The organism is Streptomyces sp. NPDC048057, assembly GCF_040653095.1.
In the GTDB taxonomy this organism is placed as follows: Bacteria; Actinomycetota; Actinomycetes; order Streptomycetales; family Streptomycetaceae; genus Streptomyces.
In genome coordinates this window covers 203,965-229,417 of the sequence record NZ_JBEZNF010000010.1, presented here as the reverse complement: position 1 = coordinate 229,417, position 25,453 = coordinate 203,965, and the positions used below count along the sequence as shown (strand labels likewise).

General features: G+C 74.8%; 15 protein-coding genes. 6 read left to right on the top strand and 9 right to left on the bottom strand.

What is annotated here, in order from left to right:
• Positions 1–7: 7 nt before the first annotated feature.
• Positions 8–3,607 (bottom strand): serine protease, encoded by a 3,600-nt coding sequence (locus AB0E05_RS14485; RefSeq protein ID WP_361962988.1) that lies wholly within the window; start codon positions 3,605–3,607, stop codon positions 8–10.
• Between the two features lie 93 nt (positions 3,608–3,700).
• Positions 3,701–4,003 carry a trypco2 family protein gene (locus AB0E05_RS14480; protein WP_361962986.1) on the bottom strand — a complete coding sequence of 101 codons (303 nt, stop codon included), beginning with the start codon at positions 4,001–4,003 and terminating at the stop codon, positions 3,701–3,703.
• Positions 4,004–4,193: 190 nt separating this feature from the next.
• On the opposite strand from AB0E05_RS14480, the gene AB0E05_RS14475 reads away from it, so the two are divergent.
• The 3 genes from AB0E05_RS14475 (at position 4,194) to AB0E05_RS14465 (ending at position 9,151) form a co-directional block, all read left to right on the top strand.
• Positions 4,194–4,733 (top strand): DUF6328 family protein, encoded by a 540-nt coding sequence (locus AB0E05_RS14475; protein ID WP_361962984.1) that lies wholly within the window; start codon positions 4,194–4,196, stop codon positions 4,731–4,733.
• Positions 4,734–4,959: 226 nt separating this feature from the next.
• The gene (locus tag AB0E05_RS14470) at positions 4,960–5,760 is read left to right on the top strand and encodes a SigB/SigF/SigG family RNA polymerase sigma factor (RefSeq protein ID WP_361962982.1); all 801 of its coding nucleotides are present in this window, start codon (positions 4,960–4,962) and stop codon (positions 5,758–5,760) included.
• Positions 5,761–5,956: 196 nt separating this feature from the next.
• The gene (locus AB0E05_RS14465) at positions 5,957–9,151 is read left to right on the top strand and encodes an amidohydrolase family protein (protein WP_361962980.1); all 3,195 of its coding nucleotides are present in this window, start codon (positions 5,957–5,959) and stop codon (positions 9,149–9,151) included.
• Positions 9,152–9,206: 55 nt separating this feature from the next.
• On the opposite strand, the gene AB0E05_RS14460 is transcribed toward AB0E05_RS14465, so the two are convergent.
• On the bottom strand, positions 9,207–9,695 hold the full coding sequence (locus AB0E05_RS14460) for a hypothetical protein (RefSeq protein ID WP_361962978.1): 489 nt from the start codon (positions 9,693–9,695) through the stop codon (positions 9,207–9,209).
• Between the two features lie 295 nt (positions 9,696–9,990).
• Between AB0E05_RS14460 and AB0E05_RS14455 the strand changes: the two genes are divergently transcribed.
• Both AB0E05_RS14455 and AB0E05_RS14450 read left to right on the top strand, forming a co-directional pair.
• A complete protein-coding gene (locus AB0E05_RS14455) occupies positions 9,991–10,479 on the top strand; it encodes a MarR family transcriptional regulator (RefSeq protein ID WP_361962976.1) in 489 nt (162 codons plus the stop codon).
• Positions 10,476–11,780, top strand: coding sequence for an MFS transporter (locus tag AB0E05_RS14450; RefSeq protein WP_361962974.1), 1,305 nt, complete (start codon positions 10,476–10,478; stop codon positions 11,778–11,780). Before AB0E05_RS14455 ends, AB0E05_RS14450 begins: the two co-directional genes overlap by 4 nt.
• A gap of 188 nt (positions 11,781–11,968) precedes the next feature.
• Here AB0E05_RS14450 and AB0E05_RS14445 read toward each other — a convergent pair whose 3' ends face one another.
• Genes AB0E05_RS14445 through AB0E05_RS14420 form a run of 6 tightly spaced genes read right to left on the bottom strand, consistent with a single transcriptional unit; the run spans position 11,969 to position 18,034 of the window.
• Entirely contained in the window at positions 11,969–13,762 is a 1,794-nt protein-coding gene (locus AB0E05_RS14445; protein WP_361962972.1) for a gamma-glutamyltransferase family protein, read from the bottom strand.
• Positions 13,763–13,784: 22 nt separating this feature from the next.
• Positions 13,785–14,654 carry a PhzF family phenazine biosynthesis isomerase gene (locus tag AB0E05_RS14440; RefSeq protein WP_361962970.1) on the bottom strand — a complete coding sequence of 290 codons (870 nt, stop codon included), beginning with the start codon at positions 14,652–14,654 and terminating at the stop codon, positions 13,785–13,787.
• Complete coding sequence (locus tag AB0E05_RS14435; protein ID WP_361962968.1) at positions 14,651–15,553, bottom strand: LLM class flavin-dependent oxidoreductase; 903 nt, start codon at positions 15,551–15,553, stop codon at positions 14,651–14,653. The genes AB0E05_RS14440 and AB0E05_RS14435 overlap by 4 nt, the downstream gene beginning before the upstream one ends.
• Positions 15,550–16,512: a hypothetical protein gene (locus tag AB0E05_RS14430; protein ID WP_361962966.1), complete on the bottom strand. Its 963-nt coding sequence runs from the start codon at positions 16,510–16,512 to the stop codon at positions 15,550–15,552. The genes AB0E05_RS14435 and AB0E05_RS14430 overlap by 4 nt, the downstream gene beginning before the upstream one ends.
• The gene (locus tag AB0E05_RS14425; RefSeq protein WP_361962964.1) at positions 16,509–17,003 is read right to left on the bottom strand and encodes a VOC family protein; all 495 of its coding nucleotides are present in this window, start codon (positions 17,001–17,003) and stop codon (positions 16,509–16,511) included. Before AB0E05_RS14425 ends, AB0E05_RS14430 begins: the two co-directional genes overlap by 4 nt.
• A gap of 29 nt (positions 17,004–17,032) precedes the next feature.
• On the bottom strand, positions 17,033–18,034 hold the full coding sequence (locus AB0E05_RS14420; protein WP_361962962.1) for a class I SAM-dependent methyltransferase: 1,002 nt from the start codon (positions 18,032–18,034) through the stop codon (positions 17,033–17,035).
• A gap of 920 nt (positions 18,035–18,954) precedes the next feature.
• Here AB0E05_RS14420 and AB0E05_RS14415 point away from each other — a divergent pair.
• Complete coding sequence (locus AB0E05_RS14415) at positions 18,955–25,452, top strand: amino acid adenylation domain-containing protein (protein WP_361962960.1); 6,498 nt, start codon at positions 18,955–18,957, stop codon at positions 25,450–25,452.
• Position 25,453: the final 1 nt, after the last annotated feature.

Below are 25,453 nucleotides of genomic sequence, written 5' to 3'. Positions count from 1 at the left end.
CGGCCCGTCAAGGCGGCGGCGGGGCTTCCCCCGGGGGCGGCGGGTCCCCGTGCCGGGCCCGCCACGCCGCCGCCAGTTCCTCGGCGGGCCCGCGCCGGCTCGACGCGAGGCCGGGGAGGGCGAGCAGCTCCCGGATGACCCGGTGCGCCTTGCGCAGCGCCCCGTGCTCGTCGAGCCAGCGCAGGGCGCAGTCCGCCGCCCGGTCCCGACGGCCCTCGTCGAGGGCCGGATGGCGCAGCACCCCGGCGAAGAGGGAGTCGGACTTCGTCGACCGGTCGGTGGCCAGCCGGTCGAGGGCGATGTCGATGCCGATGCGCGCCTGGTCGAGGGGGAGGTCCGTACGCGTGAGGAAGGAGGCGAGCACCGAGCGCTGCGGCTTGCCCTCGTGACGGGCCAGCCAATCGAGGCCCACCTCGGCGACGGACCGTGCCTGCCGGGGTGTCACCCCCGAGGTCTGGCTGAGCAGTACGGCCATCAGCGCGTGGTCCTCCCCGCGGGCCGGCAGCGCGGCGCACCCGAGGTCGACGGCCCGCCGGTGCTGCTCGGGCGGCAGGCCGGGCAGGCTCAGCAAGGGGGCGAGGAGCGCACTGAACGACTCGTGCTCCGGGTGGTCGGCGAGCCAGGCGAGCGCGTGTCCGACGGCGGCGCGCACCTGCTTCCCGTCGAGTTGGGCGTGGTTGATCAGCAGCCGTAGGAGGACGGTCGCGTTCGTCGGCGCGTCCGGCGAGGCGTCGAGGCGCGCCAGGAGGGTGTCGGCGGCGTCCGGCGCGTCCTCGTCGGTCAGCAGCGTGTGCAGCACGCGGGCCAGCGTGGAGGACTCCGCGGGGGTCTCGGCCGCCCACCGCCGGGCGAAGGCGAGCAGCCGCGGACGCAGCTCCCGCGGACAGTCCTCCAAGGCCAGCAGCGCCCGCAGGACCCGACCGCGGCTGGAGTGCGTCCAGCTCTCGTCCAGCCAGTCCAGCGCCCAACGGACCAGCTCCGCACGGTCCGAGCCCGGTACGTCGTCCAGCTCCAGCAGCACGCTCAGCGTCGGCCCGATGTTCGGGTCCGGGCGCACCCCGGAGCGCAGCCAGCCGACCACCCGCGCCATGAACGCCCGGCGCACGGCCGGTTCGACGCCCGGGCGCTGCAAGAAGGCGCGGGCCACGGACGCGACCTTGAAGGTGCGGTACGGCGACAGCCACGCCGAGACGCCCACGGCGACGCGCTCCCACCGCTCCTCGGGGTGGTCCATGACCAGCAGCCGCTTCCACAGGACGGGGGTGTGGCGCCAAGAAGGCCGGGCCAGAACCCACTCCAGGGCGGCCTCGACCACCAGGTCCTGCGTCCCCGCCGCGAGGTCGGGCCGCTCCAACAGGGCCAGCAACAGGTGCTCGGTGTCGGTCTGTCCGCCCCGACGCACCAGCCAGCCCACCGCCGCTTCGACCAGCCGCGGGGGAGGGACGTCCATGCTGTGCAGCGCCGCCGTCAGGAACGGCCGCGCCGTGTGGTCGGCCTCGGCGCGGGCGAGCCAGGGCGCGACGAGGACGTCCCACACGGCGGCGTCGAACTCCCGCCACGGGCCGCTCGTCACCATCGCGAGCAGCGCCTGACCGCCGTCCTCGCCGGCATCCGCCAGCAACTGCCCGAGCTGCTGCGCCCGGGCCGTGAGCCACTCCCCGCAGAACCGCTCCAGTGCGGCGATCCGATGCGTCGGGCCGTGAGCCGTCAGATCCGCGGCGATCCGCCGCAGATGGCCCGTGAACACGGAGAACGTGTGCGCGTGCCGGGTCAGAGCGGCGAACAGCGCGCCCGCGGTGGCGGTGTCCGTGCTCCATCCGGGCGGGGGCATCAGGGAGTGCAGGAGGAGTTCGTCGGTGACGACGTCGTGCACCGCGACCACCCGGTCGCCGACCTCGTCGAGCCACCCGAGGGACAGCAGCGTGTCGACGACCCGCCGCCCGTCGAACGGGACGGACGAGCCGGCGGCGGAGGCCGCGGAGTCGGCGAGGAACACGAGGAACGCGAGGAACGCGTCTACGGTGTGCTCCACCGTCCGCCGCGGCTGGGGGCTCGCCGCGACGGCGACGGTGAAGGCGAGCTGCCCCACGTCGGGGGCGGCGAAGGACAAGGGGGAACCGCCCGGGTCGGCGTCCGCGGTGAGCGCATCGCGCCGCATGCCCTCGCGCAGCCAGTCGAGCAGCTCACCCGGCCGCACCCCGGCCGCCGCGGCGGGGGAGCGGCGGGCCAGCCCCTGCTCCTCGATCGCCCGCGCGATCAGCAGCGCCGTCACCGGCCGCCGCCCGCAGAGCCGCGCCAGCGCCGCGTCGCCCCAACGGCGCACCGTCTCGGGCGCCGCGCACCGCACCACCTGGGCGATCACCGCCGACTGGTGCGCCCAGTCCTCCCGTACGAACACCTCGTCGAGGAGGAGGGAGCTGCCGCGGCGCTGCACCGTCCGCAGGGAACCGGGCCGCACCGACGCCACGCACGCCAGCGCCACGCCGCGACGCCGCGCCTGCGGAAGCAGCTCGTCGGCGAGGACCCGCAGGTCCACCTGCGGGCAGGCGTCGAGGTAATCCATCACCAGCAGCACCCGACGGTGGCCACCGGTGAGGGAGGTGCGCGCCACGTCGTCGACGGTCACCGCGCTGTCGGACTGCACGTGCAGCACGTGCCACCCGGCGCGGACCGCCCGCTGCGCCACCTCGAAGCAGGTCCGCGTCTTGCCCGAGCCGGCCGGCCCGATCAGGAGCGCACCGCGCGCGCCGGGGGTGCCGAGCCGGGCGAACAGCCGGTCCGGGTGCGACGCGTGGTCCGTCCCCGGGTGGACGAAGGGCAGCCGGTCCTGGTCGAGGTAGCTGCGTCGCCCCAGCAGACCGCGCACGACGTCGGTGTGGGGGCGTATCCGACCGCGGCCGACGGGTGCGTACGCCGGCGGCAGCAGGTGGTCCAGCGGCACCCGCACCACCGCGTGCTCCGCGAGCAGCCGGGTGAGGTCGGGGTCGCGGTCGAGCCGGGCGAAGCCGGTCGCCGTCAAGCTCGCGGCGCCGGACGGCACGTGATGGCTCGTGCACACGCCGACGAGGACGCCGTCGGGCGTGACGACGCCCGCCCCCGACACCCCCTGCCACGGTGAGCCGTCCGCCTGGCGCGGGGCGGGGCTGCTCAGCGACAGCTCCATCTCGTCGCTCCCCAGGAAGGAGCCCAGCAGGATCTCCCCGGTCAGCTGACGCGTGGTCGGCACCTGCCGGCGCGACGCGTGGTCGGGGAAGCCGACGGCGACGAACGGCACCGCGCCCACCGCTTCCGGGAGGACGCCCCACCGGGCGGGGGCGAGCGCGGGCCCGCCGTCGTCGAGGACCAGCAGCGCGAGGTCCACGTCCGGCTCCCGGTGGTGCACCACGGCGGCGACGGGCACGCGGTCGCCGCCGAGCCCCGGCAGCCGCACCTCGTAGTGCGCGCCGCCGCCGTCACCGTCACCGTCACCGGGCCGGGGGAAGCCGTGTCCGGCGCAGACCACCAGCCGCGGGGCGAGGAGCCAGCCGGAGGCGCTGAACCGGGGAGGGCCGTCGCCGGCGCGACGGACGACCATCGCCACCCGCTCCAGGGCGCGTTCCCCGTGCACGGAACTCACCTCGGACACGGCAGCGGGTACGGCAGCCGGTAGGGGCGGGTGCGCGACCGGGGGCGCCACCGGCGGGCCGACTCAGCCACGGCGTCAGTCCTCCAGGACGGCTCCGTGCGCCGACTCCGTGAGGACCGGGCCGCCGTCGGCGGTCTCGGCGGTGAGCTCCAACGAGACGGTGTGCGCGGTGGAGGCGTCCTCGCTGGCGCCCGCACCGGCGGACAGCACCCAGAACTTCACCCCGCCCTGGGCCTCCTTCGACGCGGTCACCGCCACCTGGACGTCCAGCCGCACCGATTGCACCCGAAACCTGATCGGCTGTCCCTCGCCGTCCGCCACGGCCTGCGCCAACTCGCCCCGGAGCGCCTTGATGGTCTCCGCCAGCCCGATCTCCACCGTCCCCCTCTTCCCGGCCGTGCCCGCCGTCGACCGGTGCGTACGACGATGAGGCGGGGACGACCCTGTGATCACCGGACCATCGTAAAGGTCGGCCGCGGGCGCCCGGTGCCCGCTCTGCCGGGTGCGGCAGGACGTGCTGAGGTGGAGTCGGTCGCAGCCGGTGCGCGAGGAAGGGAGGCGACGTTCGGTGGACGAGCACGCGGGCGGGGACGGGAACGGGGGTGCACGGGCGCGGGGTCGCGACGAGACCGAGGAGGAGCGCGCGGACCGGCGCTGGGTCGAACTCCTCCAAGAGGTCCGGGTGACCCAGACGGGCGTACAGATCCTCTTCGGCTTCCTGCTGACCGTCGTCTTCCAACCGCGGTTCGTCACCCTGTCGGCCACGGACCGGACCATCTACCTGGTGACCGTCCTGCTGGGCGCCGCGACGACCGGCGCACTGGTCGGCCCGGTGGCCCTGCACCGCATGCTCACCGGCCGGCAGGTCAAGCCCCAGACCGTGGACTGGGCCTCCCGCCTCACCGTCGTCGGCCTCGTCCTGCTGCTGTGCACGATGGCCTCCGCCCTCCTCCTCGTCCTACGGGTCGCCCTCCACGACACCCTCGCCGTCTGGCTGGTCGTCCCCCTGACGCTCTGGTTCGTCCTGTGCTGGTTCGCCCTGCCCCTGTGGACCCGCGCCCGCCACGCACTACCGGAGGACGGCCAGCCGCGCTCCGGTCATTCCTAGGGCCCGCGCACTCGGACGACGCCGACCCCTCGCACGGGGGCGCGAAGGGCAGGGGTTTGCCGCGGTGGCGGTGGGGCACGCGCGCACTACGTGCTTCCGAACGCAGGCACGGCCCGCCGGGGCCGGACGCAGCCGGTCCGCACGGCCGGTGGGCGCGGTCACCCGCGTCCGACCACCGGCGCCCCGCGGGCCAGCACCGTGACACCGACTCGTTGGAGCAGGTCTCATGAGCACGCTCGCCCCCCGTGCCGCACGGCGTACCCGTCCGCACGACGACGCCCCCGACACCACCACCGCCTTCCGCCGACTCGCCGTCCTCCCACGGGGGCGCGAGCGCGACCGGGTCCGGGAGGAGGTGACGAAGGCGTGGCTGCCGATGGCGCACCGCATCGCCGCCCGCTACCGCAGCAAGGGCGAGCCGATGGACGACCTGCGCCAGGTCGCGGCGCTCGCCCTGGTGAAGGCCGTCGACCGCTACGACCCGAGCCGGGGCAGCGCCTTCGAGAGCTTCGCCGTGCCCACCATCACCGGCGAGGTGCGCCGCCACTTCCGCGACCACTCCTGGGCGCTGCACGTCCCGCGCCGCGTCCAGGAAGTGCGCAACCGCGTCCGCATCGCCCACCAGGAGCTGAGCGCCACCGGCCGCGAGCCGGCCCCCGCCGACATCGCGCACCACGCGGAGTTGGACGAGGGCGACGTACGGGAAGGGCTGCGGGCGCTGCACTCCCACACCGCGCTCTCCCTGGACGCCCCGCTGGGCACGGCCCCCGACGGCGCGTCGGCCCTCGCCGACACCCTCGGCGCACCCGACCCCGGCCTGGAGACCGTCGTCGACCGGGAAGCCGTCAGACACCTCATCGCCCGTCTCCCCGAACGCGAACAGCGCATCCTCTACCTGCGCTTCTTCCACGACATGACGCAGGCGGGCATCGCCGCCGAGTTCGGGCTCTCCCAGGTCCACGTCTCCCGCATCCTCACCGCCACCTGCCGCGAACTGCGCCGCAAGGCGCTCGACGGCGCACCGTGAGCGGCAGCCGACGCATCACCGGGGATCTGTGAACTGTGGGTGAATGACCCGTCTGCGGTGCTGCTGTGGCCGCAGGGGAAGAGCCATGCTGTCTCGGGTCCGGGCCGCGGTGACGCCCGCCGGCCCGGGAGCGCTCCACCCTGACCAGGTTCACCCCTGACCAGGCTCGCCCCTGACGAGGAGAGTGACCATGCGCATGGACCACGATACCGGCGGCAGTGCCCTGTCCCGCCGCCGGCTGCTCGCCGGCGCGGGCACCGTCGGCGCCGCGCTCGCCGCCGCGACCGTCCCCGCCCCCGCCAGCGCCGCCGAAGTCCGGGCCGAGGCCCGGCACCTGGTGCTCACCGCCGCCACCAACGGCTCCGCGAGCCCGTCGCCCACCGGGGGAGGGCTGATCGCCGAAGTGCAGAGCGTCCTGTGGTCGGTGCCGCCCGGCGGCGGCAAGGCCGTCTCCCTGACCCCGGCCGGCCTGGAGCCCAACCGTCCGGTGCACTCCCCGGACGGCCGGTCGGTCGCCTTCGCCGCCTACCGGGACGGCGGCTTCCACCTGTGGACCGTACGGACCGACGGATCGGAGCTGACCCGCCGCACCGACGGGCCCTTCGACGACCGGGGCCCGGCCTGGTCACCCGACGGAACCCGGATCGCCTTCGCGTCCGAGCGCGGCGGGGACCCGGTCACCGGCAGCCCGTACCGCATCCACGTCCTGGACCTGCGCAGCGGAAAGGTCACCCGGCTCACCGGGCTGCCCGACCAGGACGGGCCCCATCAAGGGGGCGCCTGGGAGGACTTCGACCCCACCTGGTCGCCGGACGGGCGACGGATCTGGTTCGTCCGCGCCCGGGGCACCACCACGGCCACCGGCGTGAGCCTGGACGCGCGCACCGTCGCCTCGGTCCCCGCCGACGCGGCCGGCCCCGTCACCGTCGAACGCACCGAGACGACGGCCGCGCAGATCGTCGCCCCGACGCTCGCCCCGGGCCGCGGCGCCGAAGGCCCGCGCCTCGCCTATCTGCGCACCACCCCGCAGCCCGCGGGCTCGTGCACCCTCGTCGTCGACGGCCGGCCGGTCGCCGTCGCCGGGGACATCGCCCCCGTACCCCCGCGCTGGACGACCGCCGGGGAGCTGCTGCTCACCGTGGACGGCCAGTTCACCCTCGTACGGCCGACGGAACCCGAGCGCCCGCGGACCGTCCCCTTCGCGGGCGTGCTGCCCGTCGAACGACCCGCGTACCGGCCCAAGTCGTACGACCTGGGCGGGGCGCGGGCCCGTCCGGTGCGCGGGATCCACCTGCCGGCGCTCTCGCCCGACGGCCGGCAGATCGCCTTCGCCGCGCTGGGCGCGCTCTGGCTCGGCCGCACCTCCGGCGGCCCGCCGGCGAAGCTGCGCCAGTCGCCCGCCGGCCGCTACCTCCTGGGGCCGGTGTGGGCGCGCGACGGACGCTCCCTGCTCTACGCCGACGACCGCGACGGACTCCTCGGGATCTACCAGCGCTCCCTGGCCACCGGCGCCGAACGCGCGCTCGCCACCGGCGGCCGGCTCTTCCCCGCGCTCTCGCCCGACGGGACGCGCCTCGCCTGTCTCGACACCACCGGTCGACTGCTGGTGCGGGACCTGTCGACCGGCACCGAACGCGTCGTCGCCGACCCCCTGAGCGGCGGCGGGCTGCCCGGTCGGCCCAGTTGGTCCCCCGACGGACGGCACGTCGCGTTCTGCGACCGCAACCGACTGAACCTCCGCTTCCGCGAGGGCTACAACCTCATCCGGGTGGTCGACACCGCGGACGGCACGCACCGGCTGCACGCCGTCGCGCCCCACACCTCCGTCTCCGACCGGTACGACTCCGGTCCCGTCTGGTCCCCCGACGGGCGGTGGATGGCCGTCGTCGTCGAATCCGCGCTCGCCCTGCTGCCGGTGACGCCCGACGGCACCCCGCGCGGCCCGCTGCGCACCCTGACCACCGAACCCGCCGACAACCCGTCCTGGTCGGGGGACTCCACCACCCTGCTCTACCTGTCGGGCACCCGGCTGCGGCTGATCGGCGTCGACGGGCGCGCCGCGCGGACCGTGCGCCTGCCGCTCGACCGGCGCCGGGCCGCCCTGACCGACACGGTCGTCCACGCCGGGCAGCTGTGGGACGGCACCGGCGACACCGTGCGGGAGGACGTCGACGTGCTCGTACGGAACGGGCGCGTCGCCGCCGTCGAACCGCACCGGGCCGGCCGCCGCACCGGACTGGACCGCATCGACGCCTCCGGGCGGACCGTGCTGCCCGGGCTGTGGGACGCCCACACCCACCCCTGGACGAGCTACGGCGCACGGCAGGGCGCGGCCCAACTCGCGTACGGCATCACCACCGCGGTCTCCTTCGGCGGCGTCGCCCACGAACAGGCGCGGCTGCGGGAGGCCGTGGCGTCCGGGCAACTGGCCGGCCCACGGCTGCTGACCACCGGTGAACTCCTCGACGGATCACGGGTCGCCTACAGCATGGGCCGCGCCCACCGCACCCCCGAGGCGCTGCGCCGGACCCTGGAGCGCGGCGCCGCGCTCGACTGGGACCTCGTGAAGACCTACGTACGGGCCCCGGGCTGGATCATGGAGGAGGCGGCGCGCTTCGCCCGGGAACGGCTCGGGGTGCGGACCGGGAGCCATCTGCTCAGCCCCGGGATCCAGCTCGGGCACGACCTGACCACGCATCTCCAGGCCACCCAACGCGGCGAGGTGGGACGCGCGGTGACCGCGACCGGGCGCGCCTACGACGACGTGTTCTCGATCTACGGCGGACGCGGCGGGCGCCTCTCGCTCGTCGCCACGCCCTTCACCGCCACGCCGCTGCTGGGGGCCGATCCGGCGCTCGTCGACGACCCCCGGGTGACCGCGGTCATGCCGCCCTGGGACGTCGCGACGGCGCGGAAGGCGGCGGCCACCGCGCCGACGGACGCCCAACTCGCCGCACTCGACCGGGAGATCGGCGTCTACCGGCAGGTGCTCGCCGACGGCGGACTGGTCGCCCTCGGCACGGACGCCCCGCTCACCCTGGTCGGCCTCGCCCTGCACCTGGGGCTGCGGGCCCTGCACCGGGGAGGGCTCTCCGCGGCACAGGCCCTGCGCACCGTCACGGTGCTGCCCGCCCGCATGCTGGGCGCCGAAGCGGACCTGGGCACCGTGCAGCGGGGCAAGGTCGCCGACCTGACCGTGGTGGACGGCGATCCGTTCACGGACTTCGACTCGCTGGTGCGCACGGTCGCGGTGGTCCGCGGTGGCACCCCGTACACCGTCCCGGACCTGGTCGCCTCCTGGGCGGAGGCGCGCCGCGGCGCGGACGAGGACGACGAGCACTGGCGGGAGGTGGGGCGGTTGATGCGGCGGGACGCTTGCTGCGGTCCGTAGGAGAAGCGTGCCGGGGTGCCGGGCGGGAGCGCTCCTGCCCGGCACCCCGCGCAGGTCAGTCCCGCCGCGGGGCGGGAGGCGCCCCGAAGGTCAGCGACCCCAGGTCGCCGGCCACCTGCACCACCGGCCCGTGCTGGACGCCCCCGCTGATGGTGTTGCGCACCTCCTGGCCCGGCGGGCGGGCCGGTTCGGGCGCGAACTCGGCGAGCACCGTGCGCAGTTCGGCGGCGGCGGTCGGATCGGCCTCCAGCGCGCGCCGCAGCCGCTCGCGCCACTGCGTCTCGACGTTCACCGCGGCGCGCTCGTCACCGGTCTGCGCTGCGAGGGAGAGCGCTCCGCGCGCGGTCTCCAACTCGCCCTCGATCACGTTCGCGTCCGCCGCGCTCCCTGCGTCCCCCGCGTGCCCTTCTTCGTCCCCCTCGGCGCCGCCGCGCGAGAAGAACGACACCAGGCGATCGCGGGCCTGCACCCACGAATCCGCCACCATCTGCTGTACGAGCGCCGTCGCGCCTGCTGCCGCGAGCGCCATCAACTCCGCTTCCACCCAACCCCCTTGGTCACGCCCCCAGAGCGACGAACGGGCCCATCACCCTACTCTTCCGAAAGTGCTGCCTGTATCGCTACCCCCACTCGACTGCCGGCTGGGGCAGGGGGTTCAGGGGCGCGGGGAACTGCGCGACAAGCCCCCCCCACCGGGCCGCAGGCGCCATCACGGCGCACGCGTCACGGCGTGACCGCGCCCGCGAAGGGGGCGGCGCCGTTCGGCAGGCCAGGTACCGGAAGCCCGTCGGCGCGGCGACGCGCCCGGAGAGATGCCGTAGCGCTGTTATATTAGCGCTGTGACATCTTTCGATCCCACCACACTGCCCGACCCCTGGCAGGCCCTGCACCGCCTCCTCGCCGACCTCGACGCCGAGATCGAGCAGATCTACCTCGCCCGCGGCATCGAAGGGGTGCGACCGCGGTTCGCCTATCCGCTCATCCGGCTCGCGCACACCGGGCCGCTGACCATCCGCGCACTCGCCGACTCCCTGGACCGTTCGCACTCCGCGGTCAGCCAGACCGTCGCCGCGATGCGCAAGGAGGGGCTGGTCACCTCCGAACCCGGGCCGGGTGACGCCCGTACGCGCGTGATCGACCTGACCGAGCGCGGCCGGGCGCTCGTGCCGTTCCTGGAAGCCGAATGGCGGGCCACCCACGCGACCGTCGCCGAACTGGACGCCGAGATCCCGCACGCGCTGACCGCGGTCGTCGAAGAGCTGCGGAGCGCACTGGAGCGCCGGCCCATGCAGCAGCGGATCCTCGACCACCTCGAAGAGCCGCAGTGAGGCGGCGGATACGGTTCCTCGACGTCCGTCCGCTGCGGGAGAGCCGCCCCTACCGTGACCTGTGGATCGGCACCTCGGCCTCGCAGCTCGGCGGGCAGATCACCACCGTCGCCGTGCTGGCCCAGGTCTGGGAGCTGACCGGCAGCCCGGTGGGCACCGGCGCGATCGGGCTCGCGGTCGGCCTGCCGATGGTGCTGTTCGGGTTGGTCGGCGGCGCGTTGGCCGACTCCGTCGACCGCCGTGCGGTGGTACGGGCGACCACCGGCGGCCAACTGCTGGTCGCGGCCGGGCTCTGCGCCCAGGCCGCCGCGGACAACCGCAACGTCCTGCTGTTGTTCGCCCTCGTCGCCCTCGGCAGCGCGTGCAGCGCGCTCGGCGCGCCCGCCCGGCGCACCTTCCCCGTCCGGCTGCTGCCGGCCGACCAGGTCGCCTCCGGGATCGCGCTGGCGAACGTCTCCTTCCAGGCGGCCATGCTCGTCGGCCCGGCACTGGCCGGAGTGATCATCGCGCAGTGGGGCTTCTCCGTCGCCTACGCCGCACAGGCCGCGGCCGTCGCGATCGCGGTGCTCGCGCTGCTCCGGCTGCCGGTCATGCGCCCGGAAGGCACCGGCGCCCCCGACTCCGGGCGCGGCCGGCGGCGCCCGGAACGCGGCGGCTGGCGGGTCCTCTTCGCCCAGCCGGCGCTGTGGGGGGCGCTGGCCACCGATCTCGCCGCGACCCTGCTCGCCATGCCGATCGCGCTCTTCCCCCTCGTCAACGAGGTCCGCTTCGGCGGCGATCCGCAGACCCTCGGTCTGTTCCTGACGGCCGTCGCGGTCGGCGGCATCACGGCCGGCCTGTTCTCCGGCACGGTCACGCGCTGGCGCCGCGCCGGCCCGGTCCAACTGACCGCGGCCGGCGTCTGGGGCCTGGCGCTGGCCGGCTTCGGCCTCGCCGACCCGCTGTGGCTGACGCTCGGCTGCCTCTCCGTCGCCGGTGCCGCGGACACCGTGTCGGTGATCACCCGCGGTGCCCTGGTCCAGTTGGAGACCCCTGACGCCTACCGGGGGAGGGTCTCCTCGGTGGAACACGTCATCGGCGTCGCGGGCCCCGAACTCGGCAACTTCCGCGGCGGTCTGCTGGCGTCGGTCACCTCCGCCCCCTTCGCCCTGGTGACCGGCGGGCTGTCCGCCGCGCTCGCCGTCGCCGTGGTGGCCGCGGTCAACAAACCGCTGCGGGCGTATCGCACCCCGGCTCAGGAGGCCATGACGTCCACGACTGCGCCGGACGCCGCTGACTCCGCCGCGAAGGTCACGTCGTGACGGGCGGCCGAAAGGATGTCCCTCGGACCTGACCGGAGAGTCCCGCAGCGCCGTTGCCGAGCAGGCGCGGTGGCGCCGTGACGCATGTGCGGTGATGGCGTCTGCGGCCCGGCGGTGGGCTTGTCGCGCAGTTCCCCGCGCCCCCGAACTCCTCTGCCTGCACCCGCAGACGAATGACGGGGCAGCCCTTAGCGCACCACGGCGTACGCCTGCTCCCCGCGCGGACTCGCCGCGGCCACCACGCCGCCGTGCGCGTCCACCCCGGTCGCGCAGACCTTGCCCAGCGACAGGGGCGCCACCTCCTTCGGCTGGTGCCCGCGCCGTCGCAGCTCCGCCAGCGTCCCGGGTGCGAAGCCCTCCTCCACCACCAGGGTCAGCGGGTCCGCGCGGCGCGGGGTGAAGGAGGTCGGCACGTGGTCGGTGTGGAAGGTCCGTGCCTCCACCGCGGCCTGGAGGCCCATCCCGAAGTCGACGTGGTGCACGAAGAAGTTCAGCGTCCACTGGTCCTGCTGGTCCCCGCCGGGCGTGCCGAAGGCCAGCAGCGGCCGGCCGTCGCGCAGCACCAGCGTCGGACTGAGCGTCGTACGGGGCCGCTTGCCCGGTGCGAGGGTGTTGGGGTGCCCCTCCTCCAACCACGCCATCTGCCCCCGGGTGCCCAGCGGGAAGCCCAGCCCGGGCACCACGGGGGAACTCTTCAACCAGCCGCCGCTGGGGGTGGCGACGATCATGTTGCCGTCCCGGTCGGTGGCGCTGACGCAGGTGGTGTCGCCCTTGGCCGCGGTGCGCCGCAGCACCGCGGGGATGCCGTCGCCGAGTTGGGCGAGCCAGTCCGGCTCGTGCGGCACGGGCGCGAGGTCCCGGACCGGCGGGATCCACGGCTTGCGGCCACCGGGCCAGCCGGGCCGCAGCTCGTCCGCGGCGCGGGGACTGATCAGCGCCCGGCGGGCCGCCGCGTAGGAGGGGTCCAGGAGGTCCCGTACGGGCACGTCGGCGTGGTCCGGGTCCCCGTACCACGCCTCCCGGTCGGCAAAGGCGAGCTTCGCGGACTCCACCACCGTGTGCAGGTGGTCCGCGCTCCCGTACTCCGTCGCACCGAGGTCGAAGCCCTCCAGCAGGGCCAGTTGCTGGAGGAACACCGGGCCTTGCGACCAGGGGCCCGCCTTGTGGACCTGGTGGCCGCGGTAGTCGACGGTGAGCGTGGGCTCGCTGCCGGGCCGCCAGGACGCCAGGTCGGCGCCGGTGAGCAGCCCGCGGTGGCGCCGGCCGGTGGAGTCGATCGCCTCCGTGGTGGTGACGAAGCGGTCGATCGCCTCGGCGACGAAGCCTTCGTAGAAAGCGGCGGTCGCGGCGTCCGCCTGGCCCGCGCGGTCGGCGGTGGCGGCCTTGGCCTCGGCGAGGATGCGCTGGAACACCGCGGCCAGCGCCGGGTTGCGCATCCGCGCCCCGGGCGCGGGCGCCTTCCCGTCGACCAGGAACGTGCGCCCGGACTCGGCCCACTCGTCGCGGAAGAGCGGAGCCATCGTCTCGATCATGGCGGCGGCCTTCGGCAGCAGCGGGTACCCGTCGGCGGCGTACCCGATCGCGGGCTCCAGGACGTCCTCGACGCGCAGCCGACCGTAGTCCCGCAGCACGCGCATCCAGGCGCCGAACGCACCGGGCACACAGGCCGCCAGCAGCCCCGAGCCGGGGACGGCGGCCAGGTCGAGCCGGCGGAACGCCGCGGGGGTGGCGGCCCGCGGCATGGGGCCCTGGCCGCAGATGACCCGCGTCCGCCCGCTCGCCGCCTCGTACACCAGGATCGGCACGTCCCCGGCCGGCCCGTTCAGATGGGGCTCGACGACCTGGCACACCAGCGCGGAGGCGACGGCCGCGTCGAAGGCGTTGCCGCCGCGGTCGAGCATCGCCATCCCGGTCGCGGAGGCCAGCCAGTGCGTGGCGGCGACGGCGCCGCGGGTGCCGTGGAGTTCGGGGCGGTGCAGCACGAAGGGTCCTCCCGGACGGTGGTCAGACGGGCGGTGGGGGCGGGACGGCGACGGTCCCGGCGGCGACCGGTGTCACGTCGCCGGTCGCGCTGCCCTCGACGGGGCGGCCGTCCACCAGGGTGATCGTGCACCCCAGCAGGGCGTCCCGGGGCGTTTCGACACCCTGGTGGACCGTGTACGCATGGGTGCCGTCGTGCGCCGGCAGCCGCCCGGTCGCGGTCAGCCACAGGCCCAGCGCGGTGGCGACCGGCGCGCACGCCGGGTCCTCGGGGATGCCGAAGCCGGGGGCGAACAGCCGGGCCCGCACGGTCCGGCTCCCCGGGTCCCAGGCGAAGACGCAGAGCGCGCCGAGGCCGTCGACCGCCATCCGCGGGACGTCGGCGCGGGCCCGGGCGAGCGCCCCGTCCCGTACGGGCAACAGGGCGAAGCCCGCGCCGAAGCCCGTGGCGAGCGCCGGTTCGTCGGCTCCGTCGCGCCTGCCGAGGCCGGCGACGGCCAGCAGCGGCCGAGGGTCGAGGGCGCGCGTCGTGACCGTGCCGCGGCTGACGAGGGTGGCGCCCGTGGCGGTGGCGGACAGCGTCTGGCGTCCGCTGCCGCACCCCTGGACCGCGTCCCCAGCCGGCAGCAGTCCGAGCCGCACCAGGGTCGCCGCGGTGCCCACCGCGCTGTGGCTGCCGTACGGGGACTCGCCGCCGGGCTGGAACACCCGTACGCGGTAGTCCTCCTGCGCATCGGCGGCCGGCAGGACGAACGCGGTCTCGGCGGTGTGGAACTCGGCGGCGAGCACCGCCATGGTCGCCTCGCCCAGCCCCGCTGCGTCCGGGACGACCGCGAGCGCGCTGCCCGCGAAGGGGCGGCTGGTGAACATGTGGACGATCTCGTACGGGATCACCCGCGGCCCTCCGGCTTCAGCACGGCGCCGGCGATCTCTTCGAGGACCTCCGGCCGCCCCTGGTAGGGGAAGTCGGGGCGCGGCCAGTGCAGCACGACGTCGGTGAAGCCGAGTTCGGCGAACCGTCCGCAGGCGTCGACGTAGGCGTCCGCCGACGCGGACACCCCGCTGATCATCGCGCCCGTCACGACCAGGCGGCGCAGCGTTGCGGGGTCCCGTCCGACCGCGGCGCAGGCCGCTTCCACGGCGTCGACCTGCCGGGCGAGTTGGGGCAGGGCTTCTTCGTAGGGCAGGGGTTCCCCCCACCCGGGCCGGCCCGCGGTGATCCAGACGTCCGCGTGCCGGGCGGCCAGCGGCAGACCGCGCGGGCCGGTGGCGGCGACGGCCAGCGGCACCCGGGGCCGCTGGACGAAGCCGGCGTTCAGGGCCGCGTCGCGGCAGTTGAAGTACGTGCCCGAGAAGCTGGTGGTGGGCTGCGTCAGCAGCAGATCGGTGAGGTGGACGAACTCGGCGAAGCGGTCGGCCCGTTCGGCCGGCGTCGGCGGGCGCGTACCGAGCACCTCCTCGTCGTGGCCGCCGGCGCCGGCGCCCAGGCCGCACACCAACCGGCCCCCGGCGATGTCGTCCAGGGTCACGATCTCCTTGGCGAAGGGGACCGGGTGGCGGTAGGCGGGGGTGGCGACCAACGTGCCCAGGGTGATGCGGGTGGTGGCCGCGGCAGCCGCGGCCAGCGTGGGGACCGCGCCGAACCAGGGACGGTCCCGCAGCCAGCGCCACATGAGGTGGTCGTACGTCCAGGCGTGGTCGAAGCCGAGTTCCTCGGCGCGCACCCAGTGCTGCCGGGCCGTCTCCCAGCGGTGCTCGGGCAGCAGCACCACGCCGTGGCGCAGACGCCTCACCGCGCCCGCCCCGCGGTGCCCGGGACCGGTGCGCGCCCGGCGGCGAGCGCCGCCGTGCGCACGAGCGCGGCGACGAGGTCCTGCTCGCACTGCGCCACCGCGGGGTCGCACAGCTCGTGCGGCACCGGGTCCGCCGGCTCGCCGACGTCGGGATAGAGGCCGTTGGTGGCCAGGTCGATGGCGATCGCCTTGTGCCGGCGCAGCAGTTGCGCCGTCACCTCCAGCGGGGTCACCGGTGCGCGCAGCGTGAGGAAGTAGCAGTCGAAGACGGCTCCCCAGGTGCGGTGGCTGCCGATGTCGCCCTCCAGGACGGCGTGTTGCAGCAGCGAGCGGCCCCGCTCCACCAGCTTGGAGGCCACCCCCAGGTGGATCTGGTTGGTCAGCGCGATCTCCCGCAGCAGCGCGGGCGCCCGGGCGGGGACGACCGGCGGCGGTCTGCGGCCCCGGAACAGGCTCCGTACGGCCGGGTAGTCCGGGGCCCAGGTGCCGCTGAACTTGCTGTGCTGGCGGTACATGCTGGGGCGGATCGTGCGCTGGTACACGGTCCGGGTGCTGGAGCCGGTGTAGAGGAGCATGCCGCAGTACGCCCGGACGTACTCGGTCAGCCGCACGGCAGCCGCGTCCTGGTCGCCGGTGCCGCTGGTGACGTCGTCGAGGGCGTCGGCGAGCAGCCGCCAGATGACGAAGGAGACGTGGTGCCCGATCATCCAGCGGAACCAGAACAGCTGCTCCAGCGAGTCGGCGTCCACGGGGTCCGTGGTGCCGAATCCGTGGCGGGCCTCGTCGAGGAAGCGGGTGACGGCCTCCTCCGCGTCGCTGGGCAGGGCGCCGGCGGTGAGGGTGACGGGGCGGGGCGGCGCGGGGAGCGCGAGGGGTTCCAGCGCGTACGGGTAGTCGCCGAAGTCCCAGCCGGGCCGGTCGGAGAAGCCCAGGGCGGCCTGTGCTGACGAGGTCTTCACCGCACTCCTTCCGGGACGTGGGTGAACTCGAACTCAAGGCCGTTGACGTCGTAGAAGTAGAAGCTCTCGACGCCGTCGTCGTCGACGACGACGTCCGTGGGGCCCTCGCTGCGGGCGAAGGTGAAGCGGCCCGAGTCGAAGACGTCCCACCAGCGTCGACGGCGGGCGCGCAGCTCGGCGGAGGTGGACGCGACGAGGCAGACGTGTTGGAAGCGGGGGCCGACGGGCGGCGCCGCGCCGGCGGAGCCGCCCAGGCCGTCCGGCCCGTCCGCTCCGTCGTCGTACTCGAAGACGTGGAACCGCACCCCGTCCGCCTCCAGTTCGGCCATCGCGACGATGCCGGGGAGCCTGCTGCGGGTCAGCGGCGAGAAGACGTCGGTCGACCAGGTCGGCCGGCAGCCGAAGTACTCGCGGTACCAGGCGACGCAGTTGGCCAGGTCGGCGGTCTGCACGGCGATGTGGTGCAGCCGGGGCGCGGCGGGCGGGGGCACGGTCATCCCTTCGGTCGGCGTGCGACGGATCAGAGCTGTTCGAGCTCGTAGATCACTTCTCCGACCGCGATGTCGATCGCGTGCTTCCTGCGCAGGCGCCAGCCGCCTTCGGCGAAGACCGACTCCCAGTCGGCGGCCTGCGGGATGAAGGTGCCCATCAGGTCATGGGCGACCTCGAACCCCAGAGTGAAGACGGGCAGGTCGCGGTCGGCGACGCCCACCGTGCGGGTGGCGTCGCCCAGCAGGAACCGCCGGGTGCCGGGGAAGAGGGTGCGCAGCCGCTGGAGCGTCTGCACGCAGCGGGGCCTGGGCCAGAAGTCGTGGCCCATCATGAAGCAGGTCAGCAGCTCCACCTCGGCGAAGTCGTCGCGCGCCGGCATCTCCCGGACATCCGCCCGGACGAAGGAGACCCGGTCGGCGAGGCCCGCACCGTCCGCGGCGGCGGCGGCGACCTCCAGGGTGGGCGCGGCGATGTCGATGCCGACGCCGCGGGCGCCGGGGTGGCGGCGTAACACCTGTAACAGGCGTTCGCCGCTGCCGCAGCCCAGGTCCGCCACCACGCCCGGTGCGAAGTCGAGCCCGGCGAGCGCCTCGTCGAACCAGGGGTCGTAGCAGAACGAGCTGATCTCCCGGCAGGCCAGGGCGATCGCGGCGCTGTCGCGCTGGTAGAAGTCGCCGGTGCGGTTCCGCTCGGGAAGCAGCTCCGGCATGCGGCGGAAGAGGTCGCCGCAGCCCCGGGAGAGCCAGTGGAAGAACGAGCGCGTGCGGTACGCCTCGTCGAAGTTGCGCGCCGGGGTGACCTTGTCGTCGACCCGCTCGACGATGTCCACCGCGGCCAGGGCGCGGAAGAGGCCCGTCGTCGCCGTCACGTCGAGCCCGTGCTCGCCGGCGAACGCCGGCACGTCGAGCGCTCCCCGGGACTTCAGCTCGTCCAGGGCACCCAGTTCCCACGCCGCACTGATCGCCGAGGCCGCCACCGCCGCATTGAAGATGTGGGCCACTGATCTTCTTTCGACACCTTCGATCGCCATGCCCGCTCGCTCCCCCCCAAGGTCACCGTGCAGATGGGCCGGACAAACCGCTGTGGCAAGAACCACTGTGTGCAGAAACCACTGTGCAGAGAAGCAGAGAAACCGTGCGGTGCGGAAGAGCCGTGCACCGGGCTGTGAAGAAGGTCCGTACGGAAAGTCCGTACAGAAGTCCGTGCAGAAGGTCGTGCGGCAGATCCGTGTGGAAGAACTTCCGTGCAGGGAAAACGGGGCCCGTGAACGGATGCGTTCCGCAGAACTCCGGCCCGGAAAGGAGCGACCGGATTTCTCCCCCGCGGTGCGGCAACCGTGTGCGAGATCCCTGTGCGAGAACCGTGTACGGGCGACGCTCGAAGAACGCGCCGCCCGGTGATGCCCTGTCATACTCCCCACCCGACCTCCCGACGGCAAGGGGCCTGATCCGGGTGGTCGACGGAGTCACAGGATGCCCACGGGCCGTGCCCTTGTCGAGAGGGCGCCCCGCCCGCCGACGCCGGAGCACGTCGATGACCACGGCGAACCCAGGGGTTGCCCTTCGTGGGACCTCAGGTCACACTATGGCCACTTCTTCGCCCGTGACCGCTTCAGGGAGACGGCTGCCGTCGTCGTCAGAACGGGGAACGCAGTGACACGCGAAACACCGCACCGAGGTGAGCGCGCACGGGGTGGGGCCTCGCCGTGGCCGGCACGACCGGACCACCGCACCGACTGTCGTCGCCGGCCCCGCGGCAGGCCCGCCCCCGCCGCTCGGTAGCACCGCCGGCGCGGCGCGGACCGGGCGCACACCGCCTTCCACGGCCGTCCGCACCACGCCCGGATAAAGCGCCCGCTTTCCCCGCCCGGCTGCGTTCTCCGCCCTTTGTGCCGAGCGCCGGGAGTTCTTCCGCGCCGCCGTCACCGCTGTCATGGATATGAGGTGTGAGATGCCGGATCGTCGAGTGGCCAGCCTGGACCTCCTGGCCGGCCAGCGCAGCATGTGGTACGCCCAGCAATTCGATCCGGACAGCGCGATCCTCAACGTCGCCGAATACCTCGACATCTCCGCGGCCCTGGACGTGGAAATCTTCCGCACGGCCCTGGACCGGGTCATCGAGGAGACCGAGGTCCTCCGGCTCGTCTTCGCCGAGGGCGACGACGGACCCCGGCAGTACGTCGACGGGGCAGCGGCCCGCCCCCTGGAGGTCGTCGACCTCCGGGCCGAGGCCGACCCCCGCGCCGCGGCCCTGGAATGGATGCGGGCCGACCTGGGACGATTACGCGACCTGCGCACCGGTCCGGTGGCGACCCACGCGCTCTTCCAACTGGCACCCGACCGGTTCTTCTCCTACCTGGGATGCCACCACATCCTCTACGACGGCTACAGCTTCGCCGAGTGGGCCAAGCGCCTGGCGCAGACCTACACCGCGGTTGCCGAGGGCCGCGCCGCCGCCGGCCCCGCCTTCGCCCCGCTGCGCACCCTCGTCGACGACGAGGCCGCCTACCGCCGCTCGCAGCAGTTCGCCGACGACCGGGCCTACTGGACGGCCGAGTTGGCCGATCGCCCCGATCCGCGCAGCCCGAGCGGACTGCGCCCGCAGGGCCCGGCCCGGGAGGGACGCCGGGAGGGGCGGCCCGTCACCCCGGCGGACACCGAACGGATGCGGGCCGCGGCCGGATCCCTGGGCACCAGCCTGTCGGGGCTGGTGACGGCGGCCACGGCGCTCTACGTCAGCCGGGTCACCGGCGAGTCGGACGTGGTGCTCGGCTTCGCCGTCGCCGGCCGGGGCCGCAACGCCGTGCGACGCCGAGGCCCGGTCCGGCCGGCGGCCGACGCAGCACCGGTGGTGCCGGCCATGATGTCGAACGCGGTCCCCCTCCGGCTGACGGTCCGCCCCCGCGCGCCGCTCGGGGAGCTGACCGACCAGGTCTCCCGGCAGATCCGCACCGCCCTGCGCCACCAGCGCTACCGCTCCGAAGACCTCTGCCGCGACCTGGGCGTGGTGCCCGGAGACTCCCTGTGGCCGATGTCCGTGAACGTCATCCCGTTCCCCTGCCACGGCGCCTTCGCCGACGGCACGTACACCACGCACAACGTGTCCGCCGGCCCCCTGAACGATCTTTCGCTGCTGCTGTGGGACGACGTCCCCGAGGGCGGACTGCGCCTGGCGCTCGACGCCGATCCCCGCCTCTACGACCAGCCGGCGCACCACGGCCACCTGACCCGGCTTGCGGGGCTCTTCCAGAGCCTGACCGCGGTCGGCGGGGACACGCCCGTGGGCCGCGTCGGGCTGCTGACCGAGCAGGAGCGGACCCGGGCGCTGTGCGACGGCCGCGGCGCGGACGCCCTCGTTCCCGAACACGACGTCCTGCCCGAGGTGTTCGCGGCGCAGGCGGCCCGTACCCCGCACTCCACGGCGCTGGTGCTGGGGAACGCGTCCATGACGTACGCCGAACTGGACGCGCGCGCCGACCGGCTCGCCCGCGCGCTGCGCGCCCGCGGGGCGGCTCCCGAGCGGTTCGTGGCGCTGCTGATGCCCCGTTCGCTGGACGCCGTGGTGGCGACGGTGGCGGTGCAGAAGGCGGGCGCGGCCCACGTGCCCGTCGACCCCGACCATCCGCGCGAACGCATCGCCTTCGTCCTTGCGGACTGCGCGCCCGCGCTGGTGGTGACCGTCGCCGCACTCGCCGAACAGGCCGCCGCCGCATGGCCCGACGGCCCCCTGCTGATCCTCGACGACCTCGACGACCTCGACGACCTCGACGACCTCAACGCCGACCTCGGCGAAGAGCGTTGCGCCGAGGTCGCCCCGCCGGTGGCCCTGCGACCGGAACACTCCGCGTACGCCCTGTACACCTCCGGCTCCACCGGCCGCCCCAAAGCGGTCGTCGTCGAGCACCGGGCGATCACCCTCTTCGTGCACAACTCCGCCGCGGACCAGGAGATCGGCCCGGGCGACCGGGTGCTCGCCTGGCACTCCTTCGGCTTCGACGCCGCGGTCCTCGACCTGTACGTGCCCCTGGCCGTCGGCGCGACCGTGGTGATCGCCGACGACACCCAGCGCATCGACCCCCACGCCCTCCAGGCGCTCCTCGTCGAACAGCGGGTGACCGTGGCCCACCTCAGCCCCGGGGCGATGCCCGCACTGCGGCCCGCGGAACTGCCCGACCTGCGCACGGTCACCGCGGGCGGCGAACGCATGCCGGCGGACACGGTGGACCGCTGGGCCACCGACGACCGCGAGCTGTGGAACGCGTACGGCCCCACCGAGACCACCGTGGAGGCCACGCGGCAGCGGTGCACCGGCCCCGCGCTCGGTGCCGGCCCGCCCATCGGCCCGCCGGTGGCGGGCACCACGGCCCACGTCCTCGACGACGGACTCCACCCGGTGCCGGACGGCGTCGTGGGGGAGCTGTACCTGTCCGGCGCCGGCCTCGCCCGCGGCTACCTCGCGCGGACCGCGCTGACCTCCGAGCGCTTCGTGGCCGACCCCTTCGGCCCGGCCGGCACCCGGATGTACCGCACCGGCGACCTGGTGCGCCGTCGCGCCGGGGGAGTCCTGGACTTCGTCGGCCGCGCCGACGGCCAGGTCAAGGTGCGGGGCTTCCGCATCGAACTGGGCGAGGTGGAGTCGGCGCTCGCCCGGTGCACGGGCGTCGCCCAGGCCGCGGCCCTCGCCGCGGACGACGCCAGGGCCGGGGGACGGCTGGTCGCGTTCGTCGTGCCGACATCGGGCGCGGCGCTGGACCCGGACCCCGTACGCCGGGAGGCCGCCGCCTTCCTGCCGCCGCACATGGTCCCCACCCAACTGGTGCCCGTCGACGAGCTGCCGCTGAACGTCCACGGCAAGGTCGACCGGCGGGCCCTGACCGTGCCGCCGCCGGAGCCCGCCGACGCCGCCCGTCCGCCGAGGACCGCGGCGGAGCGCACCCTGTGCGCGCTCTTCGCCGACGTGCTCGGCATCGACGCGGCACGGGTCGGACGCGACGGCGACTTCTTCGCCCTGGGCGGCCACTCCCTGTCCGCGGCCCGGCTGCTGGGCCACGTCCGGGCCGAGTTCGGCCGGGAGATCGGCATCCGCACGGTGTACGAAGCGCCCACCGTCGCGGCCCTCGCACCCCGCCTCGACCCCGGGGCCGCACCGCCTTCGGCCGCACCGTCGTCCGGACCGGTGCGCACGGCCCGCCCCGAGCGGATCCCGCTGTCGTACGCCCAGTCACGGCTGTGGTTCCTGCACCAGCTGGAACAGGCCGCCGCGACCTACCACCACCCGCTCGCGCTGCGCCTGAGCGGACCCCTGGACGTCGCGGCCCTCCGGGCGGCGCTCCGGGACCTGACGGCCCGACACGAGGCGCTGCGCACGGTCTTCCCCACCGCCGACGGCCAACCCCACCAGCGGGTGCTGCCGCTGGACGACGTGGACACCGAAATGCCGCTCACCCCGGCCCCGGCGGACCTCGCGGCCGAACTGACCCGGCTCGCCCTGCTGCCCTTCGCGCTCGACCGCGAGGTACCGCTGCGGGTGACGCTCCTCGCCGACGGCCCCGACGAGCACGTCCTGCTGATGGTGATGCACCACATCGCCGGCGACGGCTCGTCGCTGCGGCCGATGATGCGGGACCTGTCCGCGGCGTACGCCGCACGGCGCGCCGGCCGCGCCCCCGCCCTTCCTCCGCTGACGGTGCAGTACCCCGACTACGCGCTGTGGCAGCGAGCCGCCCTGGGCTCCGCCGACGACCCCGACAGCGTGGTGGCGCGTCAGATGACGTACTGGAAGACGGCGCTCGCCGAGCTGCCCGAAGAGATCGACCTCCCCGTCGACCGGCCCCGGCCGGCCGACGTCTCCTCCCGCGGCTCCGCCGTCCCGCTGACCATCCCCGCCGCCCTCCACCGGGACCTGGACGCCCTGGCCCGGTCCCGCGGCGCCAGCCTCTTCATGGTGATGCAGTCGGCGCTCGCCGCCCTGCTGAGCACGCTCGGCGCCGGTGACGACGTCCCCATCGGCTTCCCCACCGCGGGACGGTCCCACGTCGCGCTCGAAGAACTCGTCGGCTTCTTCAGCAACACCCTGGTGCTGCGGGCCGACGTCACCGGCGACCCCTCCTTCGCCGAACTGCTGGCCCGGGTACGGGAACGGGCCCTGGACGCCCTCACCCACCAGGACCTCCCCTTCGAACAGCTCGTCGAAGAGCTGGTGCCGGACCGCTCCCTGGCCCGCCACCCGCTGTTCCAGGTGATGCTCGCGCTCCAGAACACCCGCACCGGCCGCCTGGACCTGCCCGGGATCACCGTGCGCGAAGAGCCGGTCGACACCGGCACGACCCACTTCGACCTGATCGTCGAGTTGGACGACACCTCACCCGCCGCACGCGAACCCGCCGGGCTCAGCGGCCGTGTGCACTACAGCACCGACGTGTTCGACCGGTCGACCGTGCAGCGCGCCGCACAGCGGCTGCTGCTCCTCCTGCACGCGGTGGTCGCCCGCCCCGACGCACCGCTCAGCGCCCTCGACCTGTTCCTCCCCGGCGAACGGGAACGCGTCGTCGAGCAGGGGAACGCCACCGCACACGAGACCGCCGACGTCACGCTGCCGCAGCTGCTGGAGTCCTGGGCGGCCCGCGAGCCGCAGCGCACGGCCGTCACCGCCGCCGGCGAGCACCTGACGTACGCCGAACTCAACGCCCGGGCGAACCGGCTGGCGCGCGAGCTGATCGCGCACGGCGCGGGCCCCGAAAGGGTCGTGGCGCTCGCGCTGCCCCGCTCCGTCGACCTGGTGGCCACCGTCTGGGCCGTCCTCAAAACGGGCGCGGCCTATCTGCCCCTCGACCCCGGATACCCGGCCGACCGCATCGCGTTCCTCCTGGCCGACGTACGCCCCGCGGTGCTGGTGGCCACCGCGGCGACCGCGGCCGACCTGCCCGCCGGGGCGCTCCGCGTCCTCCTGGACGACCCCGCGGTGCGCGCCCGACTGGCCGGGCACCCGGGCGACGACGTCCAGGACAAGGAGCGCACCGCGCCCCTGCTGCCGCACTCCCCGGTGTACGTGATCCACACCTCGGGCTCCACCGGCACCCCCAAGGGGGTGGTGATGACCGCGGGACCGCTGGTGAACCTGGTGCAGTTCCACACCCGGTGGATCGCCGACGGACTCACTGCCGCGCCCAGCGGGCCGGTCGCGCAGTTCTCCGCCTTCAGCTTCGACGTCTCCGCCTGGGAGATCATCGAACCGCTCACCGCGGGCAAACAGGTCGCCGTGCCCGGTGCCGACGTCCGCAGGGACCCGGCGGCCCTGGTGCGCTGGCTGGACGAGCACCGCGTCGAGGAGATCTGCGCCCCGCAGGTGATGGTGGAGGCCATCGCCGACGCGGCGCTGGAGCAGGGCCTCGCGCTGCCCGCGCTGCGCGACGTCAACCAGGGCGGGGAGGCGCTGCGACTGCCCCCGCGGCTGCGGGAGTTCCTGGCGCTCGCCCCCGGGCGCCGGCTGCACAACCTCTACGGGCCCACCGAGACCCATCTGGTGACCGCGTTCGCCCTGACGAACGCCGACCTCGCCGGGTGGGACGCGCCCACCGCACCGATCGGCGCGGCGATCTGGAACACCCGTCTCCACGTGCTGGACCGCCGGCTGCGACCGGTGCCCCCGGGCGTGCGCGGAGAGCTGTACATCGCCGGCGCCGCACTGTCCCGCGGCTACTGGGCCCGGCGCTCCCTCACCGCCCAGCGGTTCGTGGCCGACCCGTTCGGCCCGCCGGGCACGCGCATGTACCGCACCGGGGACCTGGTGCGCTGGACCGACGACGGCCGGCTCGCCTTCGCCGGCCGCACCGACGACCAGGTCAAGGTGCGGGGCTTCCGCGTCGAGCCGGGCGAGGTGGAGTCCGTGCTCGCCCGCCACCCGCAGGTCGCCCAGGTCGCCGTGGTCGTCCGGGACGACGGCTCCGCCACCGCCGCCGGCCGACGCCTGGTGGCGTACGTCGTACCGCACCCCGGCGCGGAGGTGACGGAGCGGGCGCTGCGCGCCTTCGCCGCCGACGCCCTCCCCGACTTCATGGTGCCCTCCGCCCTGGTGCTCCTCGACCGGATGCCGCTGACGCTCAGCGGAAAGGTGCACCGCCGGGCGCTGCCCGCACCGGACTTCTCCCGACACGTCGAGGTCCGCGAGCCGCGCACCCCGCAGGAGGAGACCCTGTGCCGGCTCTTCGCCGAACTGCTCGGCCTGGAGCGGGTCGGCGTCGACGAGTCCTTCTTCGACCTGGGCGGCCACTCCCTGCTGGCGACCCGGCTGACCAGCCGGGTCCGCACCGTGCTCGGCGCGGACCTGTCCGTACGCGCCGTCTTCGAGTCGCCGACGCCGGCCGGGCTGGCCGCCGCCCTGCCCGACCCGGACTCCGACACCGGTCGACGGCGCCGGCCCGCGCTGCGCCGGATGCCGCGGGGGGAGTGAC